Source organism: Streptomyces sp. TLI_55 (genome assembly GCF_900206255.1).
GTDB lineage: Bacteria > Actinomycetota > Actinomycetes > Streptomycetales > Streptomycetaceae > Streptomyces > Streptomyces aquilus.
Map to the genome: position 1 here is coordinate 2,442,234 of NZ_OAOJ01000001.1, position 17,590 is coordinate 2,459,823.

General features: G+C 69.6%; 16 protein-coding genes. 1 reads left to right on the plus strand and 15 read right to left on the minus strand.

All coding sequences use genetic code 11. The annotated features are described in order from the left end of the window. Positions 1–17 precede the first annotated feature (17 nt). The 15 genes from CRP56_RS11395 to rsmH form a co-directional block, all read right to left on the minus strand. On the minus strand, positions 18–302 hold the full coding sequence (locus CRP56_RS11395) for a YggT family protein (protein ID WP_097262894.1): 285 nt from the start codon (positions 300–302) through the stop codon (positions 18–20). A gap of 73 nt (positions 303–375) precedes the next feature. Beyond that, entirely contained in the window at positions 376–1,017 is a 642-nt protein-coding gene (locus tag CRP56_RS11400) for a cell division protein SepF (protein ID WP_097262896.1), read from the minus strand. Between the two features lie 129 nt (positions 1,018–1,146). Next, complete coding sequence (locus CRP56_RS11405) at positions 1,147–1,866, minus strand: YggS family pyridoxal phosphate-dependent enzyme (RefSeq protein ID WP_097262898.1); 720 nt, start codon at positions 1,864–1,866, stop codon at positions 1,147–1,149. A 6-nt stretch (positions 1,867–1,872) separates the two neighbouring features. Then, the gene (gene pgeF, locus CRP56_RS11410; RefSeq protein ID WP_097262900.1) at positions 1,873–2,610 is read right to left on the minus strand and encodes a peptidoglycan editing factor PgeF; all 738 of its coding nucleotides are present in this window, start codon (positions 2,608–2,610) and stop codon (positions 1,873–1,875) included. After that, entirely contained in the window at positions 2,607–3,803 is a 1,197-nt protein-coding gene (gene ftsZ / locus CRP56_RS11415) for a cell division protein FtsZ (protein WP_097262903.1), read from the minus strand. Before ftsZ ends, pgeF begins: the two co-directional genes overlap by 4 nt. A 278-nt stretch (positions 3,804–4,081) precedes the next feature. Then, positions 4,082–4,876 (minus strand): cell division protein FtsQ/DivIB, encoded by a 795-nt coding sequence (locus tag CRP56_RS11425; protein WP_097262905.1) that lies wholly within the window; start codon positions 4,874–4,876, stop codon positions 4,082–4,084. 26 nt (positions 4,877–4,902) lie between these two features. Beyond that, positions 4,903–6,000 carry an undecaprenyldiphospho-muramoylpentapeptide beta-N-acetylglucosaminyltransferase gene (gene murG / locus CRP56_RS11430; RefSeq protein WP_079311106.1) on the minus strand — a complete coding sequence of 366 codons (1,098 nt, stop codon included), beginning with the start codon at positions 5,998–6,000 and terminating at the stop codon, positions 4,903–4,905. Positions 6,001–6,006: 6 nt separating this feature from the next. Then, positions 6,007–7,371, minus strand: coding sequence for a putative lipid II flippase FtsW (ftsW, locus tag CRP56_RS11435; protein ID WP_097262908.1), 1,365 nt, complete (start codon positions 7,369–7,371; stop codon positions 6,007–6,009). Positions 7,372–7,391: 20 nt separating this feature from the next. Further along, the gene (gene murD / locus CRP56_RS11440) at positions 7,392–8,825 is read right to left on the minus strand and encodes a UDP-N-acetylmuramoyl-L-alanine--D-glutamate ligase (protein ID WP_179850986.1); all 1,434 of its coding nucleotides are present in this window, start codon (positions 8,823–8,825) and stop codon (positions 7,392–7,394) included. Continuing rightward, positions 8,807–9,880, minus strand: a complete 1,074-nt coding sequence (gene mraY / locus CRP56_RS11445; protein WP_097262913.1) for a phospho-N-acetylmuramoyl-pentapeptide-transferase — start codon at positions 9,878–9,880, stop codon at positions 8,807–8,809. The genes murD and mraY overlap by 19 nt, the downstream gene beginning before the upstream one ends. After that, complete coding sequence (locus tag CRP56_RS11450; protein WP_097262916.1) at positions 9,877–11,283, minus strand: UDP-N-acetylmuramoyl-tripeptide--D-alanyl-D-alanine ligase; 1,407 nt, start codon at positions 11,281–11,283, stop codon at positions 9,877–9,879. Before CRP56_RS11450 ends, mraY begins: the two co-directional genes overlap by 4 nt. 4 nt (positions 11,284–11,287) lie before the next feature. Continuing rightward, positions 11,288–12,808 carry a UDP-N-acetylmuramoyl-L-alanyl-D-glutamate--2,6-diaminopimelate ligase gene (locus CRP56_RS11455; RefSeq protein WP_097273933.1) on the minus strand — a complete coding sequence of 507 codons (1,521 nt, stop codon included), beginning with the start codon at positions 12,806–12,808 and terminating at the stop codon, positions 11,288–11,290. A gap of 172 nt (positions 12,809–12,980) precedes the next feature. Then, on the minus strand, positions 12,981–14,942 hold the full coding sequence (locus CRP56_RS11460) for a peptidoglycan D,D-transpeptidase FtsI family protein (RefSeq protein ID WP_306459441.1): 1,962 nt from the start codon (positions 14,940–14,942) through the stop codon (positions 12,981–12,983). Between the two features lie 5 nt (positions 14,943–14,947). After that, positions 14,948–15,490, minus strand: a complete 543-nt coding sequence (locus CRP56_RS11465) for a septum formation initiator family protein (protein ID WP_097262920.1) — start codon at positions 15,488–15,490, stop codon at positions 14,948–14,950. 8 nt (positions 15,491–15,498) lie between these two features. Continuing rightward, the gene (gene rsmH, locus CRP56_RS11470) at positions 15,499–16,455 is read right to left on the minus strand and encodes a 16S rRNA (cytosine(1402)-N(4))-methyltransferase RsmH (RefSeq protein WP_097262922.1); all 957 of its coding nucleotides are present in this window, start codon (positions 16,453–16,455) and stop codon (positions 15,499–15,501) included. 355 nt (positions 16,456–16,810) lie between these two features. On the opposite strand from rsmH, the gene CRP56_RS11475 reads away from it, so the two are divergent. Then, on the plus strand, positions 16,811–17,419 hold the full coding sequence (locus CRP56_RS11475; protein ID WP_097262925.1) for a beta-class carbonic anhydrase: 609 nt from the start codon (positions 16,811–16,813) through the stop codon (positions 17,417–17,419). Positions 17,420–17,590 lie beyond the last annotated feature (171 nt).

The following is a 17,590-nucleotide window of genomic DNA, read 5'->3' on the forward strand; positions in this document are numbered from 1 at the left end:
ACGGTAGTTCACATCGCTCACAGCCGGACCACGATCGAGATCAGGATGTAGACGATGATCATCAGTACGAAGAAGGACAGGTCGAGCGCCACGCCCCCGAGACGCAGCGGCGGAATGAACCGCCGCAGAAGCTTCAGCGGTGGATCGGTGACAGTGTAGGTGGCCTCCAGAACGACCACCATCGCCTTGCCGGGTTGCCACGAGCGGGCGAACTGGAAGACGTAGTCCATGACCAACCGGAAGATGAGCACGATCAGGAAGCACATCAGCGCGATGTAGACGACATCCAGAACCACGCTCATGACCTGTGCTTCCCTCTCCCCTGTTTTCCGTGCTGCTCGGTACTACTTGTACTGCTGTTTCCGGCCTTGCGTCTCAGCTCTGGTTGAAGAACCCGCCCTCTGCGATACGAGCCTTGTCCTCCGCCGTGACATCGACGTTAGCAGGCGACAACAGGAACACCTTCTGCGTCACCCGCTCGATGCTGCCGTGAAGACCAAACACCAAACCGGCCGCAAAGTCGACAAGTCGCTTCGCATCTGTGTCATCCATCTCAGTGAGATTCATGATCACAGGGGTGCCCTCACGGAAGTGTTCCCCGATGGTACGGGCCTCGTTGTAGGTCCGCGGGTGGAGTGTGGTGATCCGGTAAGGCTCTCGTTCCGACACGACCTTGGGCATGATCACCGGTGCGTTCTTCTCCAGGCTCTGGCGTTCTTGTGTGATGGACGCCACGGGCGCGATCCGCGCCGGACGTCCGGATTCCGCGGCTAGCGAAGCGGAGCGGGCGACCGGCTCACGTGGGGTGGAGGGTTGCACGATTCGCACCTCTTCGTCCCTTTGGGACTGATGTGCTCCGTGCGACTGGTGCACCGGCTCGTGTCGCCGGTGGTCCCGCTCGGGCTCCGGGTCGAGTTCCGGTTCGAAGTCGTCGTCGGGGTCAAAACCGCGGCCGTCGTACCCATCGTCCTCCACGAGGCCGAGGTAGACCGCCATCTTGCGCATCGCGCCGGCCATGCTCTGAGTCCTCCGCTCTGTGGTGGATCTGCTGACGACTGCCAAGTGCCTGCGATCCACGAGGTCGTTACGCCCGCCTTTCGGCGGTAATGACCATATTTTCTGCTGTGGTCCGACTTCTTGGCGACGTTACCCGAGCCTCGCGCGGACTCCGAGTACCGCGGTACCGACGCGTACATGTGTCGCTCCGGCGGCCACGGCCTGTTCGAGATCCGCACTCATCCCTGCCGAGACCATGTTCGCAGCCGGATGGGCTCGGCGCAGGTCGGTCGACAAATCCATCAACCGCTCGAACGCCGCGAGTTCGCGTCCCGCGTAAGGGCCGGTGAGGGGTGCGACGGTCATCAGACCCGCCAGCCGGAGCCCGGGCGACCCCGCCACGAGTTCGCCCAACTCTTCGATTCCGTCGGGCGCGACACCCCCGCGCTCCCCGCGGCCGCCTTCGTTCGCGTCGAGCGCGACCTGGATCAGACAACCGACTTCCCGCCCCTGCCGCTCCGCTTCCTTGGAGAGCGCCGTGACGAGTCGGGCCCGGTCGACTGAATGCACCAAATCGGCATAACCAGTCACGGAACGCACCTTGTTGGTCTGCAGCTGACCCACGAAATGCCAAGTCAGTGGCAGATCAGAACATTCGGCGGCCTTGGGTGCCGCGTCCTGGTCCTTGTTCTCGGCGACGTGACGGACGCCGAGTTCCGAGAGGATCCGCACATCGCTCGCGGGGTAGGTCTTGGTGACCACGATCAGGGTCACCTCTTCCCGCTTGCGCCCCGCGGCCACGCACGCGGCGGCGATGCGCTCCTCCACCTTCGCCAGATTTGCGGCGAGTTCGCCCTTACGGTCCGTCATGTTCTCTCAGTCCAGCCAGACATATCCCGCGAGTCGCCCCGTGGTGCGCTCGCGGCGGTACGAGAAGTGGTCGCGCGACTCCAGCGTGCACACCGGCGAGTGCTCCCGGTCGCGCACCCCGAGCCGGTCGAGCTGCGCGTGCACTCCGGCGGTCACGTCGACGGCGGGAGTGCCCCAACTCGTCTCGGCGTACGCCGCCGGTTCGACGGCGGCGACCTCGGCGCGCATCGCGTCCGGGACTTCGTAGCAGCGGCCGCACACCGCGGGTCCGGTGCGGGCGACGATCCGGCCGGGCTCGGCGCCGAGTTCGGTCATGGCCCGTACGGCGGCGGGGACGACCCCGGCGACCATGCCGGGCCGGCCCGCGTGGGCCGCGGCGACGACTCCCGCGACCGGGTCGGCGAGCAGGACGGGCGTGCAGTCGGCGGTGAGGACGGCGAGGGCGAGACCGCGTTCGGCGGTGACGACCGCGTCGACCTCCGGCACCGGCCGGTCCCCCCACGCCTCGGAGACCACCGCCACCTCCGCCCCGTGCACCTGGTTCATCCAGACCACCCGCGCCGGGTCGATCCCCAGCGACTTGGCGGCCAGTTCACGATTCGCGCGGACGGCGTCGGCGTCGTCGCCGACCGCTCCGCCGAGGTTGAGCTCCTCGTACGGAACGGCGCTCACCCCGCCCCACCGGTCGGTGAAGGCGAAGTGCGCGCCGCTCACAGTGCTCGTTACGGAGCGCTGTCCTATCACTTCAGGAAGTCCGGCACGTCCAGTTCCTCGGCCGCGCTGTCCGAGTAGGTGCGCGACGGCGGGACCGGCGGGGCGACCGGGAGGTCGGCGACCGGCTCCGGCGCGGGCTCCGGCTCCTCCTTCGGTGTGACGCTGCCGAGCGAGCCGAAGGACGGGCGGGTCTCGGTCTGCCGTACCGGAGTGGGCTCTTCGCGGCGGCCCGAGGTGGAGGTCGATCCGAGCACGGTGTCCCGGCGGGCCGGCGGCTGACCGCCGTCGAAGCCGGCGGCGATGACCGTGACGCGGACCTCGTCGCCGAGGGCGTCGTCGATGACCGCGCCGAAGATGATGTTGGCCTCGGGGTGCGCGGCCTCGCTCACCAGCTGGGCGGCCTCATTGATCTCGAACAGGCCGAGGTCGGAGCCACCGGAGATGGAGAGCAGCACACCACGGGCGCCGTCGATGGACGCCTCCAGGAGCGGCGAGGAGATCGCCATCTCGGCGGCGGCCACCGCGCGGTCGTCGCCGCGGGCCGAGCCGATGCCCATGAGGGCCGAACCGGCCTCGGACATGACCGACTTGACGTCGGCGAAGTCGAGGTTGATCAGGCCGGGCGTGGTGATGAGGTCGGTGATGCCCTGGACACCGGAGAGCAGGACCTGGTCGGCCGACTTGAAGGCGTCGAGGACCGAGACCTGGCGGTCCGAGATGGACAGCAGCCGGTCGTTGGGGATGACGATGAGGGTGTCGACCTCTTCGCGGAGTTCCGCGATGCCGTCCTCGGCCTGGTTGGCGCGGCGCCGTCCCTCGAAGGTGAACGGGCGGGTGACCACGCCGATGGTGAGGGCGCCCAGGTTGCGTGCGATGTTGGCCACGACGGGCGCGCCGCCGGTGCCGGTGCCGCCGCCTTCACCGGCCGTCACGAAGACCATGTCGGCCCCCTTGAGGACCTCCTCGATCTCCTCGCGGTGGTCCTCGGCGGCCTTGCGTCCGACGGCCGGGTTGGCGCCGGCGCCGAGTCCACGGGTGAGTTCACGGCCGACGTCGAGCTTCACGTCGGCGTCGCTCATCAACAGCGCTTGCGCATCGGTGTTGATGGCGATGAACTCGACGCCCTTGAGACCGACCTCGATCATCCGGTTGATGGCATTGACACCACCGCCGCCGACACCGATGACTTTGATGACTGCGAGGTAGTTCTGCGGTGCTGCCACGTCGAAGGCCTCTCGCCTCGAGTTACGTGTCGTCGTCTCGCGTGGTCATGCGATACGACGACGGATGCCGAATGGGACGGTCCATAGTGCCGACCCGAACCCTAACGTTGAAGTTTAGGGTTACCAGTGTGTGTGTTCCCTGGAGTCTTCTGAACAGGACACTAAGTCGACAAGTGGCGCACGTTCAACGAACACGCCGAACCTCCCGTTTTTCTTTTCACCCTATGTGATCAGCCGTAGCGGTAGCCAACCAGGGTGCTGGCCTGCGCGGATGTACGTCAACTCCCTGATGACGCAGGGGCGGTGGGAACCGAGACGTCGAAGTGCCGCGCACCGGGCGCCGCTTTCAGCAGAGCGGTGAGCGTACGGGCCTTCGCGGCACCCTTCTCGCCGCTCCCCCACGCGACGGTCCGGCCGTCGCTCAACTCCAGCGAGATGTCGTCGTACGAACGCACCTTGACGGTCCGGGTCGTGCGCGCGACGGCGGCCGGAATGTCACCGGCGACGCGCACCGCCTCGCGCACCAGCCGGGCGTCGCCGAAGCGGCGCAGGCTCGCGGTGGCGGAACCCGACTCGGGGAGCGTCAATTCGAGGGCGGGGATGCCTTTCGGGGCACGGGAAACCGTGGCAAAACGGACGCCGTCGTCGTCCACTTCGACAAACTTTCCGCCCTTTTCGACAATCAGAACCGGAGTGCGCTCGACGACTTTCAGCCCGATTCCGTGCGGCCAGGAGCGAGTCACGTCAACCGAGTCAATTCGGGGCAATTTCCGGAGCAACCGCGCCTCAATCGCATCGGTGTCGACGGAAATCAACGGCGATCCGAGCGGTACGTCGGCCGCCTCGCGCACCTGTGCGGGCGTCAGCACACCGGTGCCGGAGACCGACACCCGTTCCACGCGCAGCCATGGGGAGCCGTAGAGCGCCCAGACGCCGCCGGCGCCGAGGAGGACCAGCGCGACGGCGAGAATGATGATCGTACGAGGCCTGGGCGGCCTCAGCCGTCGGACAGGGGGCGGGACGGACGACTCCTGCTGGCGTTCACCGCGTTCGGCGGTGGTCGGTCCGGCCACGCTCCCTGCCCTTCGGTCATGCGTTCCTAGTGACGTGCACGGTTGGCGGCGATCGCCTCGTACACCATGCCGACGAGCAGGTCGTCGGCGTCCCGGCGGCCGAACTCGGCGGCGGCGCGGGACATCTGGTACAGCCGGTGCGGATCGGCGAGCACGGGCAGGACGTTCTGCTGGACCCACTGCGGGGTGAGTTCCGCGTCGTCGACCAGCAGGCCGCCGCCCGCCTTGACCACCGGCTGGGCGTTGAGCCGCTGTTCGCCGTTGCCGATGGGCAGCGGGACGTAGGCGGCCGGGAGCCCGACGGCGGAGAGCTCGGCGACGGTCATCGCGCCCGCGCGGCAGAGCATCATGTCGGCCGCGGCGTACGCGAGGTCCATCCGGTCCACGTACGGTACCGGGATGTACGGCGGCATCCCCGGCATATGGTGCACCTGCGGCAGTTCGTTCTTCGGGCCGACCGCGTGCAGGATCTGGATTCCGGCCTGCTGGAGCCAGGGGGCGACCTGCTGGACGACCTCGTTGAGCCGGCGGGCGCCCTGGGAGCCGCCGGAGACCAGCAGGGTCGGCAGGTTCGGGTCGAGGCCGAACGCCGCGCGGGCCTCGGGGCGGACGGCGGCCCGGTCGAGGGTGGCGATGGTGCGGCGCAGCGGGATGCCGATGTAGCGGGCGTCGCGCAGCTTGCTGTCCGGGGTGGAGACGGCGACCTTCGCGGCGTAGCGCGAGCCGATCTTGTTGGCCAGCCCGGGGCGCGCGTTGGCCTCGTGGATCACGATCGGCACGCCGAGGCGCTTGGCGGCGAGGTAGCCGGGCAGGGCCACGTAACCGCCGAAGCCGACGACGGCGTCCGCCTTGGTGCGCTCCAGGACCTGCTCGGCGGCCTTGATCGTGCCGCGCAGCCGGCCCGGCACCGTGATCAGCTCGGGCGTGGGCTTGCGTGGCAGGGGTACGGCGGGGATCAGCGCGAGTTCGTAGCCGCGCTCGGGGACGAGACGAGTCTCGAGGCCGCGCTCCGTGCCCAGGGCCGTGATTCCCACGGTCGGGTCCTGCCTGCGCAGGGCGTCCGCGAGGGCGAGCGCGGGCTCGATGTGGCCGGCGGTCCCCCCACCGGCGAGTACGACATGCACCGAAATTCACCGCTCTCCGGACGTACGTGCCACCGAGGCACGCCGTCGCATCGTGTTCCATCTCCGCGGCTCCCTGGTCCGAGCGGAGCCCCCGGCCCCCCGCTTTCTACCAAAGCGGGGTTGCCGCATCGCAAGCGCGGCCCGCGCAGCGGGCTCGTCACGAGCGAAGGCGATCAGCAGCCCGATCGCGAACATGGTCGGCAGCAGGGCGGATCCTCCGTAGGAGAACAGCGGGAGGGGGACTCCGGCGATCGGCAGCAGGCCGAGCACCGCACCGATGTTGATCACCGCTTGCGCGGTGATCCAGGTGGTCACGCCTCCCGCGGCATACCTGACGAAGGGGTCCTCCGTGCGGCCGGCCACGCGGATACCCGCATAGCCTAGAGCCGCGAACAGGGCCAGCACCGACAGCGTCCCCGCCAGGCCCAGTTCCTCACCGGTGACGGCGAAGATGAAGTCCGTGTGCGCTTCGGGCAGTTGCCCCCATTTTTCCACACTCGCACCGAGCCCGGAGCCGAAGATTCCGCCGGAGGCGAGGGCGTAGATGCCGTGCACGGCCTGCCAGCAGTCGGCTCCCGCGGACCGGGGCTCGGTGGCGCCGATGCAGGCGAGCCGGGCCATCCGGTTGGGGCTGGTCTTGATGAGGATCAGGCCGATCAGACCGGCGATCGACAGCACCCCGACGAACAGCCGGGTCGGCGCCCCCGCGAGCCACAACAGGCCGAACAGGATCGCCGTCAGGATGATCGCGGTCCCCATGTCGCCGCCGAGCATGATCAGCCCGAGCAGCATGAAGGCGACCGGGACCAGCGGCACCAGCATGTGCTTCCACTGGGTCAGCAGCTTCTTGTCCTGCTTGCGCGCGAGCAGGTCGGCGCCCCACAGGACGAGCGCGAGCTTGCCGAACTCGCTGGGCTGGATCTGGAAGGAGCCGCCGAGCGAGATCCAGTTCTGGTTGCCGTTGACCGCCATCCCTATCCCCGGCACCTGCACCAGGGCCATCAGGAAGACCGCGCCCGCGAGCATCGGGTAGGCCAGCGCCCGGTGCAGCTTCACCGGCATCCGCGAGGCCAGGAGCAGCAGCCCGGCGCCGATCGCCGCGGCCAGAAGCTGCTTGCGGAAGAAGTACGAGCCCGGCAGCGACATCTGCAACGCCTTGATCTGCGAGGCCGAGTAGACCATCACCAGCCCCAGCACGATGATCAGCAGACTGCCGCCGAGGATCAGGTAGTAGGCGGTCAGCGGCCGGTCCCAGGCCTTCTTCGCGCGCAGATAGAGCTGTCGTACGGGATTGTCGCGCACCGTCCGGGCGGCGGCGGGACGTCTGACGGTCCGCTGCACGGGCGGTCGGCCGGTACGGCTGCTGGGCATCAGAGCCTCCGCTACGTCGGTCAGGAGCCGAGTTCGCGAACCGCCTCCGCGAACGCGTCACCGCGCTTGTTGTAGTTGGTGAACATGTCCATGGAGGCGCAGGCCGGGGCCAGCAGCACCGTGTCGCCGGGCTGAGCCAGCCGCTTCGCTTCCGTCACCGCCTGGAGCATCGCCCCAGTGTCGGTCCGGTCGAGGTCGACGACGGGTACTTCCGGCGCGTGTCGCGCGAGGGCTTCGCGGATCAGGGACCGGTCGGCGCCGATCAGCACCACGCCCCGAAGTCGCTTTGCCGACTTGGCGACCAGCTCGTCGAAGGAGGCCCCCTTGGCGAGCCCGCCGGCGATCCACACGATGGACTCGTACGCCGCCAACGAGGCTTCCGCGGCATGGGTGTTGGTGGCCTTGGAGTCGTCGACGTAGGCGACGCCGTCCACGTCCGCCACGTGCGCGATGCGGTGGGCGTCCGGGGTGAAGGCCCGCAGACCGTCCCGTACGGCCTTGGCGGGCACCCCGAAGGCGCGCGCGAGGGCCGCCGCCGCAAGGGCGTTGGCGATGTTGTGCGGGGCCGGCGGGTTGACGTCGGAGACCTCGGCGAGCTCCTGGGCGTTCTTCTGCCGGTTCTCCACGAAGGCGCGGTCGACCAGGATGCCCTCCACGACGCCGAGTTGGGAGGGGCCGGGCGTGCCGAGGGTGAAGCCGATGGCACGGCAGCCCTCCTCGACGTCGGCCTCGCGCACCAGGTCCTCGGTGGCCTTGTCGGCGACGTTGTAGACGCAGGCGACGCGATTGCCCTCGTAGATGCGGCCCTTGTCGCGCGCGTACGCCTCCATCGAGCCGTGCCAGTCGAGGTGGTCCGGCGCGAGGTTCAGCACGGCGGCGGAATGGGCGCGCAGGGAGGGCGCCCAGTGGAGCTGGTAGCTCGACAACTCCACGGCCAGGACGTCGTACTGCTCCTCGCCGAGCACCGCGTCCAGCACCGAGATCCCGATGTTGCCGACGGCCGCCGTGCGCAGGCCCGCCGCCTTCAGGATGGACGCCAGCATCTGGGTGGTCGTGGTCTTGCCGTTGGTGCCGGTGATCGCGAGCCAGGGGGCCGCATCGGGGCCGCGCAGACGCCAGGCGAGTTCGACGTCGCCCCAGATGTCGACGCCGGCCGCGCGGGCCGCCTCGAACAGCGGCTTGTCCGGCTTCCAGCCGGGTGCGGTGACGATGAGGTCGGTGCCCTCGGGCAGGGTCGCGCCGTCGCCGAGGCGGACGGTGATGCCCAGCGCCTCCAACTCGGCGGCCTGCTCACGCGCGCGTGCGTCGTCGCCGTCGTTGACGACCGTGACGAGCGCCCCGCGCGCGTGCAGCGCCTTGGCCGCCGGGATGCCGGAGACGCCGAGCCCGGCGACGGTGACGTGCTTGCCCTGGAAGTCCGCGGACACCGTGGAGGTCACTTTTCTGCTGCCCATCCCGCGTAGAAGAGGCCCAGGCCGACGATCACACAGATGCCCTGGATGATCCAGAAGCGGACCACGATCAGGACCTCGGACCAGCCCTTGAGTTCGAAGTGGTGCTGGAGCGGTGCCATGCGGAAGACGCGCTTGCCGGTCAGTTTGAAGGAGCCGACCTGGATGACCACCGACATGGTGATGAGGACGAACAGACCGCCCATGATGGCCACGAGCAGCTCCGTGCGGGAGCAGATGGCGAGGCCCGTGAGGACACCGCCGAGCGCGAGCGAACCCGTGTCGCCCATGAAGATCTTCGCCGGCGAGGTGTTCCACCACAGGAAGCCGAGGCAAGAACCCATCAGCGCCGAGGCGATGACCGCGAGGTCGAGCGGATCACGTACCTCGTAACAGGCGTTGGGGTTGGTCAGGGTGCCCGCGTTGGCGCAGGACTCCTGGAACTGCCAGACGCCGATGAACGTGTAGGCGCCGAAGACGAGCACGGAGGCACCGGTGGCCAGGCCGTCCAGACCGTCCGTCAGGTTCACGCCGTTCGACATGGCGAGGATCATGAACAGCGCCCAGATCACGAACAGCACCGGGCCGATCTTCCAGCCGAAGTCCGTGATGAACGACAGCTTGTCGGAGGCCGGGGTGTTGTTGCGGGCGTCCGGGAACATCAGGGCGAGCACCGCGAAGGAGATGCCGACGATCAGCTGTCCGGCCATCTTCGCCTTGGCCCGCAGACCGAGCGAACGCCGCTTGATGATCTTGATGTAGTCGTCGAGGAAGCCGACCAGGCCCATGCCGACCATCAGTCCGAGCACCAGCAGACCCGAGAAGGTCGGGGGGTAGCCGGTGATGATCTTGGACAGGAAGTAGGCGGCGACCGTCGCCAGGATGAAGGCGATACCACCCATGGTCGGCGTACCGCGCTTGCTGGCGTGCTCGCGCGGGCCGTCGTCGCGGATGTACTGGCCGTAGCCCTTGCGGGCCAGCAGCTTGATCAGCAGCGGGGTGCCGACCAGGGTCAGGAACAGACCAATGACTCCTGCGAACAGGATCTGCTTCATCATCGGGCGGAAACCTCACCCTCGGCACCGGTCGCGAGCAGCGCAGCGGCGATGCTCTCCAGACCGACCGAACGGGACGCCTTCACGAGAACGACGTCCCCCGGGCGCAGCTCGCTGCGCAACAGGTCGACCGCCGCCTGTGCGTCGGACACGTGCACCGACTCCTCACCCCACGAACCCTCGTTATATGCGCCCAGTTGCAGCCAGGACGCTTCCCTGCCCCCGACCGCGACGAGCTTGCTGACGTTGAGCCGGACGGCGAGCCGTCCGACCGCGTCGTGCTCGGCGAGCGCCTCGTCCCCGAGCTCGGCCATCTTGCCGAGCACCGCCCAGGTCCGCCGTCCCCGGCCCATGGCCACGAGCGCGCGCAGTGCGGCCCGCATGGATTCGGGGTTGGCGTTGTAGGCGTCGTTGACGACGGTCACGCCGTCCGGGCGCTCGGTGACCTCCATCCGCCAGCGGGAGAGGGAGCCCGCCTCGGAGAGCGCGGTGGCGATCTCTTCCGCGGACATGCCCAGCTCATGGGCGACGGCGGCCGCGGCGAGCGCGTTCGACACGTGGTGCTCACCGTACAGGCGCATGGTCACGTCGCTGTCACCGGAGGGTGTGCGAAGCCTGAAGGCCGGCTGTCCCGTGTCCGTGAGTCTCACGTTCTCGGCGCGTACGTCCGCTTCGTCGGACTCTCCGAAAAGGATCACCTTCGCCTTCGTACGGGATGCCATGGCCCGTACGAGAGGATCGTCGGCGTTGAGGATCGCCGCGCCGTCCTCCGGCAGCCCTTCGACGAGCTCGCCCTTGGCCTGCGCGATCTGCTCGCGGCCGCCGAACTCGCCGATGTGGGCGGTGCCGACGTTGAGGACGAGGCCGATCTTCGGGGGCGTCAGCTCGGTGAGGTAGCGGATGTGGCCGATCCCGCGGGCGCCCATCTCCAGCACGAGGAACTGGGTCTCCTCGGTGGCGGACAGGGCGGTCAGCGGCAGCCCGATCTCGTTGTTGAGCGAGCCCGGCGTCCACACCGTCGGCGCCTTGCGCTGGAGCACCTGGGCGATGAGGTCCTTGGTGCTGGTCTTGCCCGCCGAGCCGGTCAGGGCGACGAGGGTCGCACCCAGCCGTCGTACGACCTCACGCGCGAGGGCGCCGATCGCGGTCTGGACGTCGTCCACGACGATCGCGGGCACGCCCACGGGGCGCGACGCCAGCACGGCGGCCGCGCCCGCCTCGACGACCTGCGCCGCGAAGTCGTGGCCGTCGACGCGCTCGCCGACGAAGGCGACGAAGAGACTGCCGGGCTCCACTTCTCGGGAGTCCCGGACGACCGGTCCGGTGACCTGGACGGACGGATCCGGTATGTCGTGCGTCTGCCCGCCGACGACTGAGGCGATCTCGGCGAGAGAGAGGGCGATCACAAGTTCATCCCTGGGTCTTCTGGATGGCTTCTCGAAGCACCTGGCGGTCGTCGAAGGGACGGACCACCCCGGCGATGTCCTGGCCCTGCTCATGGCCCTTGCCCGCGACCAGCACGGTGTCTCCGGGCCGTGCCCGGGCGACGGCGGCGGCGATCGCGGCGGCCCGGTCCTCGAAGACCTGGACCTCGCCGCGCTCGTGCACCGGCACGGACGCCGCGCCTTCGAGCATGGTGGCGAGGATCGCGAGCGGGTCCTCGGAGCGGGGGTTGTCGGAGGTCAGTACGGCGGTGTCGGCGAGCCGCGCCACGGCGGCGCCCATCGGCGCGCGCTTGGTCCTGTCCCGGTCGCCGCCGCAGCCGAGCACGACGTGCAGGCTGCCCTCGGTGACCTTGCGGAGCGCCTTGAGGACGGACTCGACGGCGTCGGTCTTGTGGGCGTAGTCCACGACGGCGAGATACGGCTGTCCGGCGTCCACGCGCTCCAGGCGTCCCGGCACGCCCGGCACCTCGGCGACGCCGTCGGCGGCGGTCTGCGGGTCGAGCCCGGCGGCGGCGAGGGCGACGATCGCGGCGAGGGTGTTGGCCACGTTGAAGGGGCCCGCCAGCGGCGACCGGGCGTGGATGCGCTCGCCCTCGGGGCCGATCACGGTGAACGTCGAGTCCATCGGGCCGACCTGGACGTTCTCGGCGCGCCAGTCGGCGTCGGGGTGGCCCTCGGCGGAGAAGGTGACGACCGGGACCGTGGCCTCGTCGACGAGGCGGCGGCCGTACTCGTCGTCGAAGTTGACGACGCCGAGTCTGCTGCGTTTCGGCGTGAAGAGCTGTGCCTTGGCCCGGAAGTAGTCCTCCATGTCGGAGTGGAACTCCATGTGTTCCGGGCTGAGGTTGGTGAAGACGCCGATGTCGAAGACGCAGCCGTCGACCCGGCCGAGGACCAGGGCATGGCTGGAGACCTCCATCGCGACCGCCTCGACGCCGCGTTCGCGCATGACCGCGAACAGGGCCTGGAGATCGGTGGCTTCGGGGGTGGTGCGCTCGGACTTGATGCGCTCGTCGCCGATCCGCATCTCGACCGTGCCGATCAGACCGGTGTTGTTCTTGGTCTTCAGGCCGCCCTCGACGAGGTAGGCGGTGGTGGTCTTGCCGGAGGTGCCGGTGATGCCGATCTGGAGCAGGTCGCGGCCCGGGTGGCCGTAGATGGTGGCCGCCAGTTCGCCCATCCGCGCGCGCGGATCGTCCACGACCAGGACCGGCAGACCGGTCGCCGCGGCGCGCTCGGCGCCGGTCGGGTCGGTGAGCACGGCGACTGCGCCGAGGCCGGCGGCCTGGGTGACGAAGTCGGCGCCGTGCAGGCGGGCGCCTGGGAGGGCGGCGTACAGGTCGCCGGGGCGGACCGCGCGCGAGTCATGGGTGATGCCCGTGACCTCGGCGGTGCTGTCCGGCTGCTCGGCACCCAGCTGATCGGCGAGTTCCGCGAGGGGTGTTGCGGAGACCCGGACCGGCCGGGGCGGTCCCGGATATGTCACGGGATGGCCCTTCTGGGTGGTTTGGGACTGATCAGCGTGTGGCACGGCGGTGAGCGTACCGGGCACACCCGCTCCGGAGCGAAGTGAGGGCGCGGGCGTGCTCTGGTTCCCGGGATCGGGAGTGATCGTTGTCACGAGGTGGTTCCTGGCTGCTCGTAGCTTCTCGTACTGATCAGGGGGTGAAGGTGACGGGGAGAGGGGCGGACTTGGTTCCCGTCGGGGGGACCTGGAGGGTCTTCAGGGCGAACTCCATGACCTGCTTGTAGACGGGGCCGCAGATCTGGCCGCCGAAGTAACTGCCCTTGGTGGCGTTCTGGATCGCGCAGTACACGGTGATGCGGGGGCTGTCGGCGGGCGCGAACCCGGCGAACGACGAGGTGTAGCCGTGGTACCGGCCGGTGGCCGGATCCACGCGGTTGGCCGTACCCGTCTTGCCCGCGACCCGGTACCCCGGAATGCGCGCCTTGGCACCGGTGCCCGCCTCGTCGTCCACGACCGACTCCAGCATCCGGGCGAGGGTCTTCGCCGTCTTCTCGCTGATCACCCTTGACTTCCTGGGCTTCGCGGCGGGTGCGAAGCGTCCGTCGGGTCCCTGTGTGCCCCGCACGAGCGTGGGTTCGACGCGGACGCCGCCGTTGGCGATCGTCGAGTAGACGGAGGTGGCCTGCATCGCGTTGAGGGAGACGCCCTGGCCGAAAGGAATCGTGTACTGCTGTGAGGTCGACCAGTCCTGGGGCGCGGCGAGGATGCCCTTCGTCTCGCCGGGGAAGTCCAGGCCGCTGTAGCTGCCGAGGCCGAACTTGCGCAGGTAGGAGTAGAGGACCTGGTTGGACTGGGCCTGGGTCTTGCCGAGTTGGCCGGTCGCCAGGATGGTGCCGATGTTGCTGGACATGGCGAGCACGCCGTTGAGCGTGAGGTACCAGGTCTTGTGGTCGATGTCGTCCTTGAAGAGCCGGTCGCCGCGGTGCAGCCGGTTCGGCACGGTGACGTGCGTCAGCGGCGTCGCGACGTTCTCCTCCAGCACGGCGGCCATCGACATGACCTTGGCGGTGGAGCCGGGCTCGTAGGCGTCCTCCACGGCCCAGTTGTGCAGGGCGCCGGGGTCGGCCTGGGAGAGGTCGCCGGGGTCGAAGCCGGGTGAGTTGGCCATCGCGAGGATCTCGCCGGTCTTCGTGTCCTGCACTATCACGTAGCCGCGGTCCGCCTTGGACTTGCGCACCTGCTCGGTGATGGCGTTCTGCGCGGCCCACTGGATGTCGCGGTCGATGGTCAGCTCGACGTCGCTGCCGGGCACGGCGGGCGTCTCCGTGGAGCCCGCGGTCGGGACCTGCCGGCCGCCGGACTGGGCGTAGCGGATCTTGCCGTCCTTGCCGGACAGCAGCGTGTTCAGCTTCTGCTCGACCCCGCCGCCGCCCTTGCCGTCGGCGTTGACCCAGCCCAGTATCCCGGCGGCGAGATCGCCGTTCGGGTACACGCGCTTGCTGGTGGCGACGGCGAAGACACCCGCGAGGACGTTGACGCCGGTGCCGTCCTCGGCCTTCGTGGCCAGGGCGCTCTTGAGGTCCTTGATCTGCTTCCAGACCTGCGGGGTCTGCCGTCCGGCGAGCTTGACGTACTGCCCCTTGGCGCGGAGCTTCCGGGTCAGCTCGGCCTGCTCCTGCCCGAGGATCGGGGCGAGCAGCGCGGCGGCCTGCTCGGGCCCGTCGTCGATCTTGAGCTGCTTGCGTTTGAAGAGCGTGGGGTCGGCCGTGATGTCGTACGCGTCCACGCTGGTCGCGAGGGCCACGCCGGCGCGGTCGGTGATCTGGCCGCGCTCGGCGGTCAGGGTGTAGCCGACGTACCGGTTCTGCTCGGCCTTGGCGGCGTAGGTGCTCGCGTCGACGGCCTGGACCTGGAGGAGCCGGACCGCGAAGGCGATCAGGACGAGGGTGAGGCCGAGGCTGACCATGCGCAGCCGGGGCCGGGGGCTGCCGAGCCGGATCTGGCGCGGGGCCGTGGCGCGCGGGGCCGCGGGGCGGGGCGCCGCCGGGCGGCGGGCCGGGCGGGCGCCGGGACCGGCGGGGCGCCGGCGGCCGTCGTTGGCGGGCCTGGCGGGTCCGGGCACACGGCGGCGCGGCGGTTCCCTGTCGGACACTTCCGTCACCTGCCGGGGGTCGGGGTCGCGGAGGACGGTTCGGTGGAGGGCGTGACTGCGGGGGTGGGGACGGCCGTGGGGGTGGGTGCGGCCGTGGGCGTCGGGGACGCGGTCGTGACGGGCATCGCCTCGGGGGGCCGTACGACCTGGGCCGCGGGCTGCTCGGCCGCGGCGCCCGGGACGCCCTTGACGGTGCCGTCGGGCGCGAGGAAGGCCGGGTCTCCGCCGGGGACCATGCCGAGCTCGCGGGCGCGGCGCTGGAGGGCGTCGGGGGCGGAGTAGGCGTCGATGTCGCGCTGCAGGGCCTGTTCCTGGTCGGTGAGGCTCTTGGTCTCCTTCTGGAGGTCGTCGAGTTTGAACGACCCTTCGCTGAGCGCGGAGTTCAGCACCAGGAGCCCGATGAGGCCGCCGCCGAGAAGGAGTACGACGAGGAGCACGAACGGGGTGCGGGCGGCCTGGCCGGAACCGGACCGGCCGGAGCCGGACGGGGGTGGGAAGAGCCGCGCGAGCCGAGCCGCCCGCCCCCTCAGTTCGGGTTTCCTGCTCACTCCGCTCCTCACTCGATGTCCGCCCTGATCCGCTCGGCGCCACGCAGCCGCGCGGGGGCCGCCCGCCGGTTCTCGGCGACCTCTTCCTCGGTGGGAAGTTCGGCACCGCGCGTGAGCAGCTTGAGCCGCGGCTGGTACTGCTCGGGGATCACCGGGAGCCCGGGGGGCGCGGTGTTGGCGGCACCGGCCGCGAACACCTGCTTCACCAGCCGGTCCTCCAGCGAGTGGTACGACAGCACGGCGATCCGTCCGCCGACGCCGAGGACCTTCACGGCGGCCGGGATCGCCCGCTCCAGGACCGAGAGTTCGCCGTTGACCTCGATGCGCAGCGCCTGGAAGGTGCGCTTGGCCGGGTTGCCGCCGGTGCGCTTGGCGGCCTGCGGCAGGGAGTCCCGGATCAGCTCGACGAGCCGCGCGCTGTTGCTGAACGGCTCCTTCTCGCGCTCGCGCACGATCGCGGCCACGATCCGCTTGGCCTGCTTCTCCTCGCCGTACGCCCGCAGGATCCGCACCAGCTCGCCCGGCGGGTAGGTGTTGAGGACCTCGGCGGCGCTGATGCCCGTCGTCTGGTCCATGCGCATGTCGAGCGGGGCGTCCTGGGCGTAGGCGAAGCCGCGGTCGGCCTCGTCGAGTTGCATGGAGGAGACGCCGAGGTCGAACAGGACGCCCTGGACGTGCGGAATACGGAGTCGCTCGAGAACCTCCGGAAGCTCGTCGTAGACCGCGTGGACGAGCGTGGCGCGCTCGCCGTAGGGCGCGAGGCGCTCGCCGGACAGGCGCAGGGCCTCCTTGTCACGGTCGAGGGCGACGAGCCGGGCCTCGGGGAACTGCTGGAGGAGGGCCTCGCTGTGGCCGCCGAGACCGAGGGTGCAGTCGACGACGACCGCTCCGGGGGCCTGCAGGGCGGGGGCCAACATGTCCAGGCAGCGCTGGAGCATCACCGGGACATGTCGCGTGTTGCTCAAGGGGCCCTCTCAGGTCCGGCGGGCCGTACGCACCGCCGGGTCCCCGCCCGCTCGTGAAGGGGAGGCCTGCCGGCGCCGGAAGCGTCAGCCGGCCGGGAGCGGGAGGAGGCCGAGCCGTACGTACGCGCCGCGCGCGTGGGGAGATCCGGTGACTGCGCCGGTTTCTCCTGGGGAATTCATGCCAGCAGGGAGACCTCGCCTCCCGCTTCGCGCCACTTTAGTCCACGGTGTCTCGCGGTCAATCAACCGGCCTGCGCGTCGCGGCCGGGCATCGGGGCGAGGCGACCGGGGGCGGGAAATCACCCGCTCGGGCGCACCCCGCCACCCCTGTGGCTTACCTCACAAAGAGGACGTGATGACGGTCTTTTTCCCTTCTCACCGCAGGACCGGATCAGCCGTGACCAGTAATGTCGTCAGCATGACGACTTCTGCATCCGCCGCCACCGCATCCGAAGGCGCCATACGTACCGGCGCCGTCACCGACCGCCTCGTCGCCGCGAACGAGCAGTACGCCGCGGCGTTCACCGATCCCGGCATGGACGCCCGCCCCGTTCTGCACGTCGCCGTCGTGGCGTGCATGGACGCCCGTCTCGACCTGCATGCCGCGCTCGGCCTGGAGCTCGGTGACTGTCACACCATTCGCAACGCGGGTGGCGTGGTCACCGACGACGTGATCCGGTCCCTCACCATCAGCCAGCACAAGCTGGGCACCCGCAGCATCGTGCTGATCCACCACACCAACTGCGGTCTGGAGCAGATCACCGAGGACTTCCGCACCGAGCTGGAGATGGAGGTCGGCCAGCGCCCGGCCTGGGCCGTGGAGTCCTTCCGGGACGTCGACCAGGACGTGCGCCAGTCCATGCAGCGGGTGCGGACCTCGCCGTTCCTGCTGCACACCGACGACGTGCGCGGCTTCGTCTTCGACGTGAAGACCGGCCTGCTGCGCGAGATCGACCCCGCCTGACCGCGTCCGGCCGCGCTCCGAAGCTGTCGTTCTGCTGTTGATTTCCGCTTCCGGGGCACCCAAAGCGTCGCAAGCCCCGACAAATCGCAGGCAGTTGTCCACAGGCGAGTGACACGAAACGGTAACGGCAGCAAGAATGCGTGGATGGACGTCACGCGGAACCATTTCCGC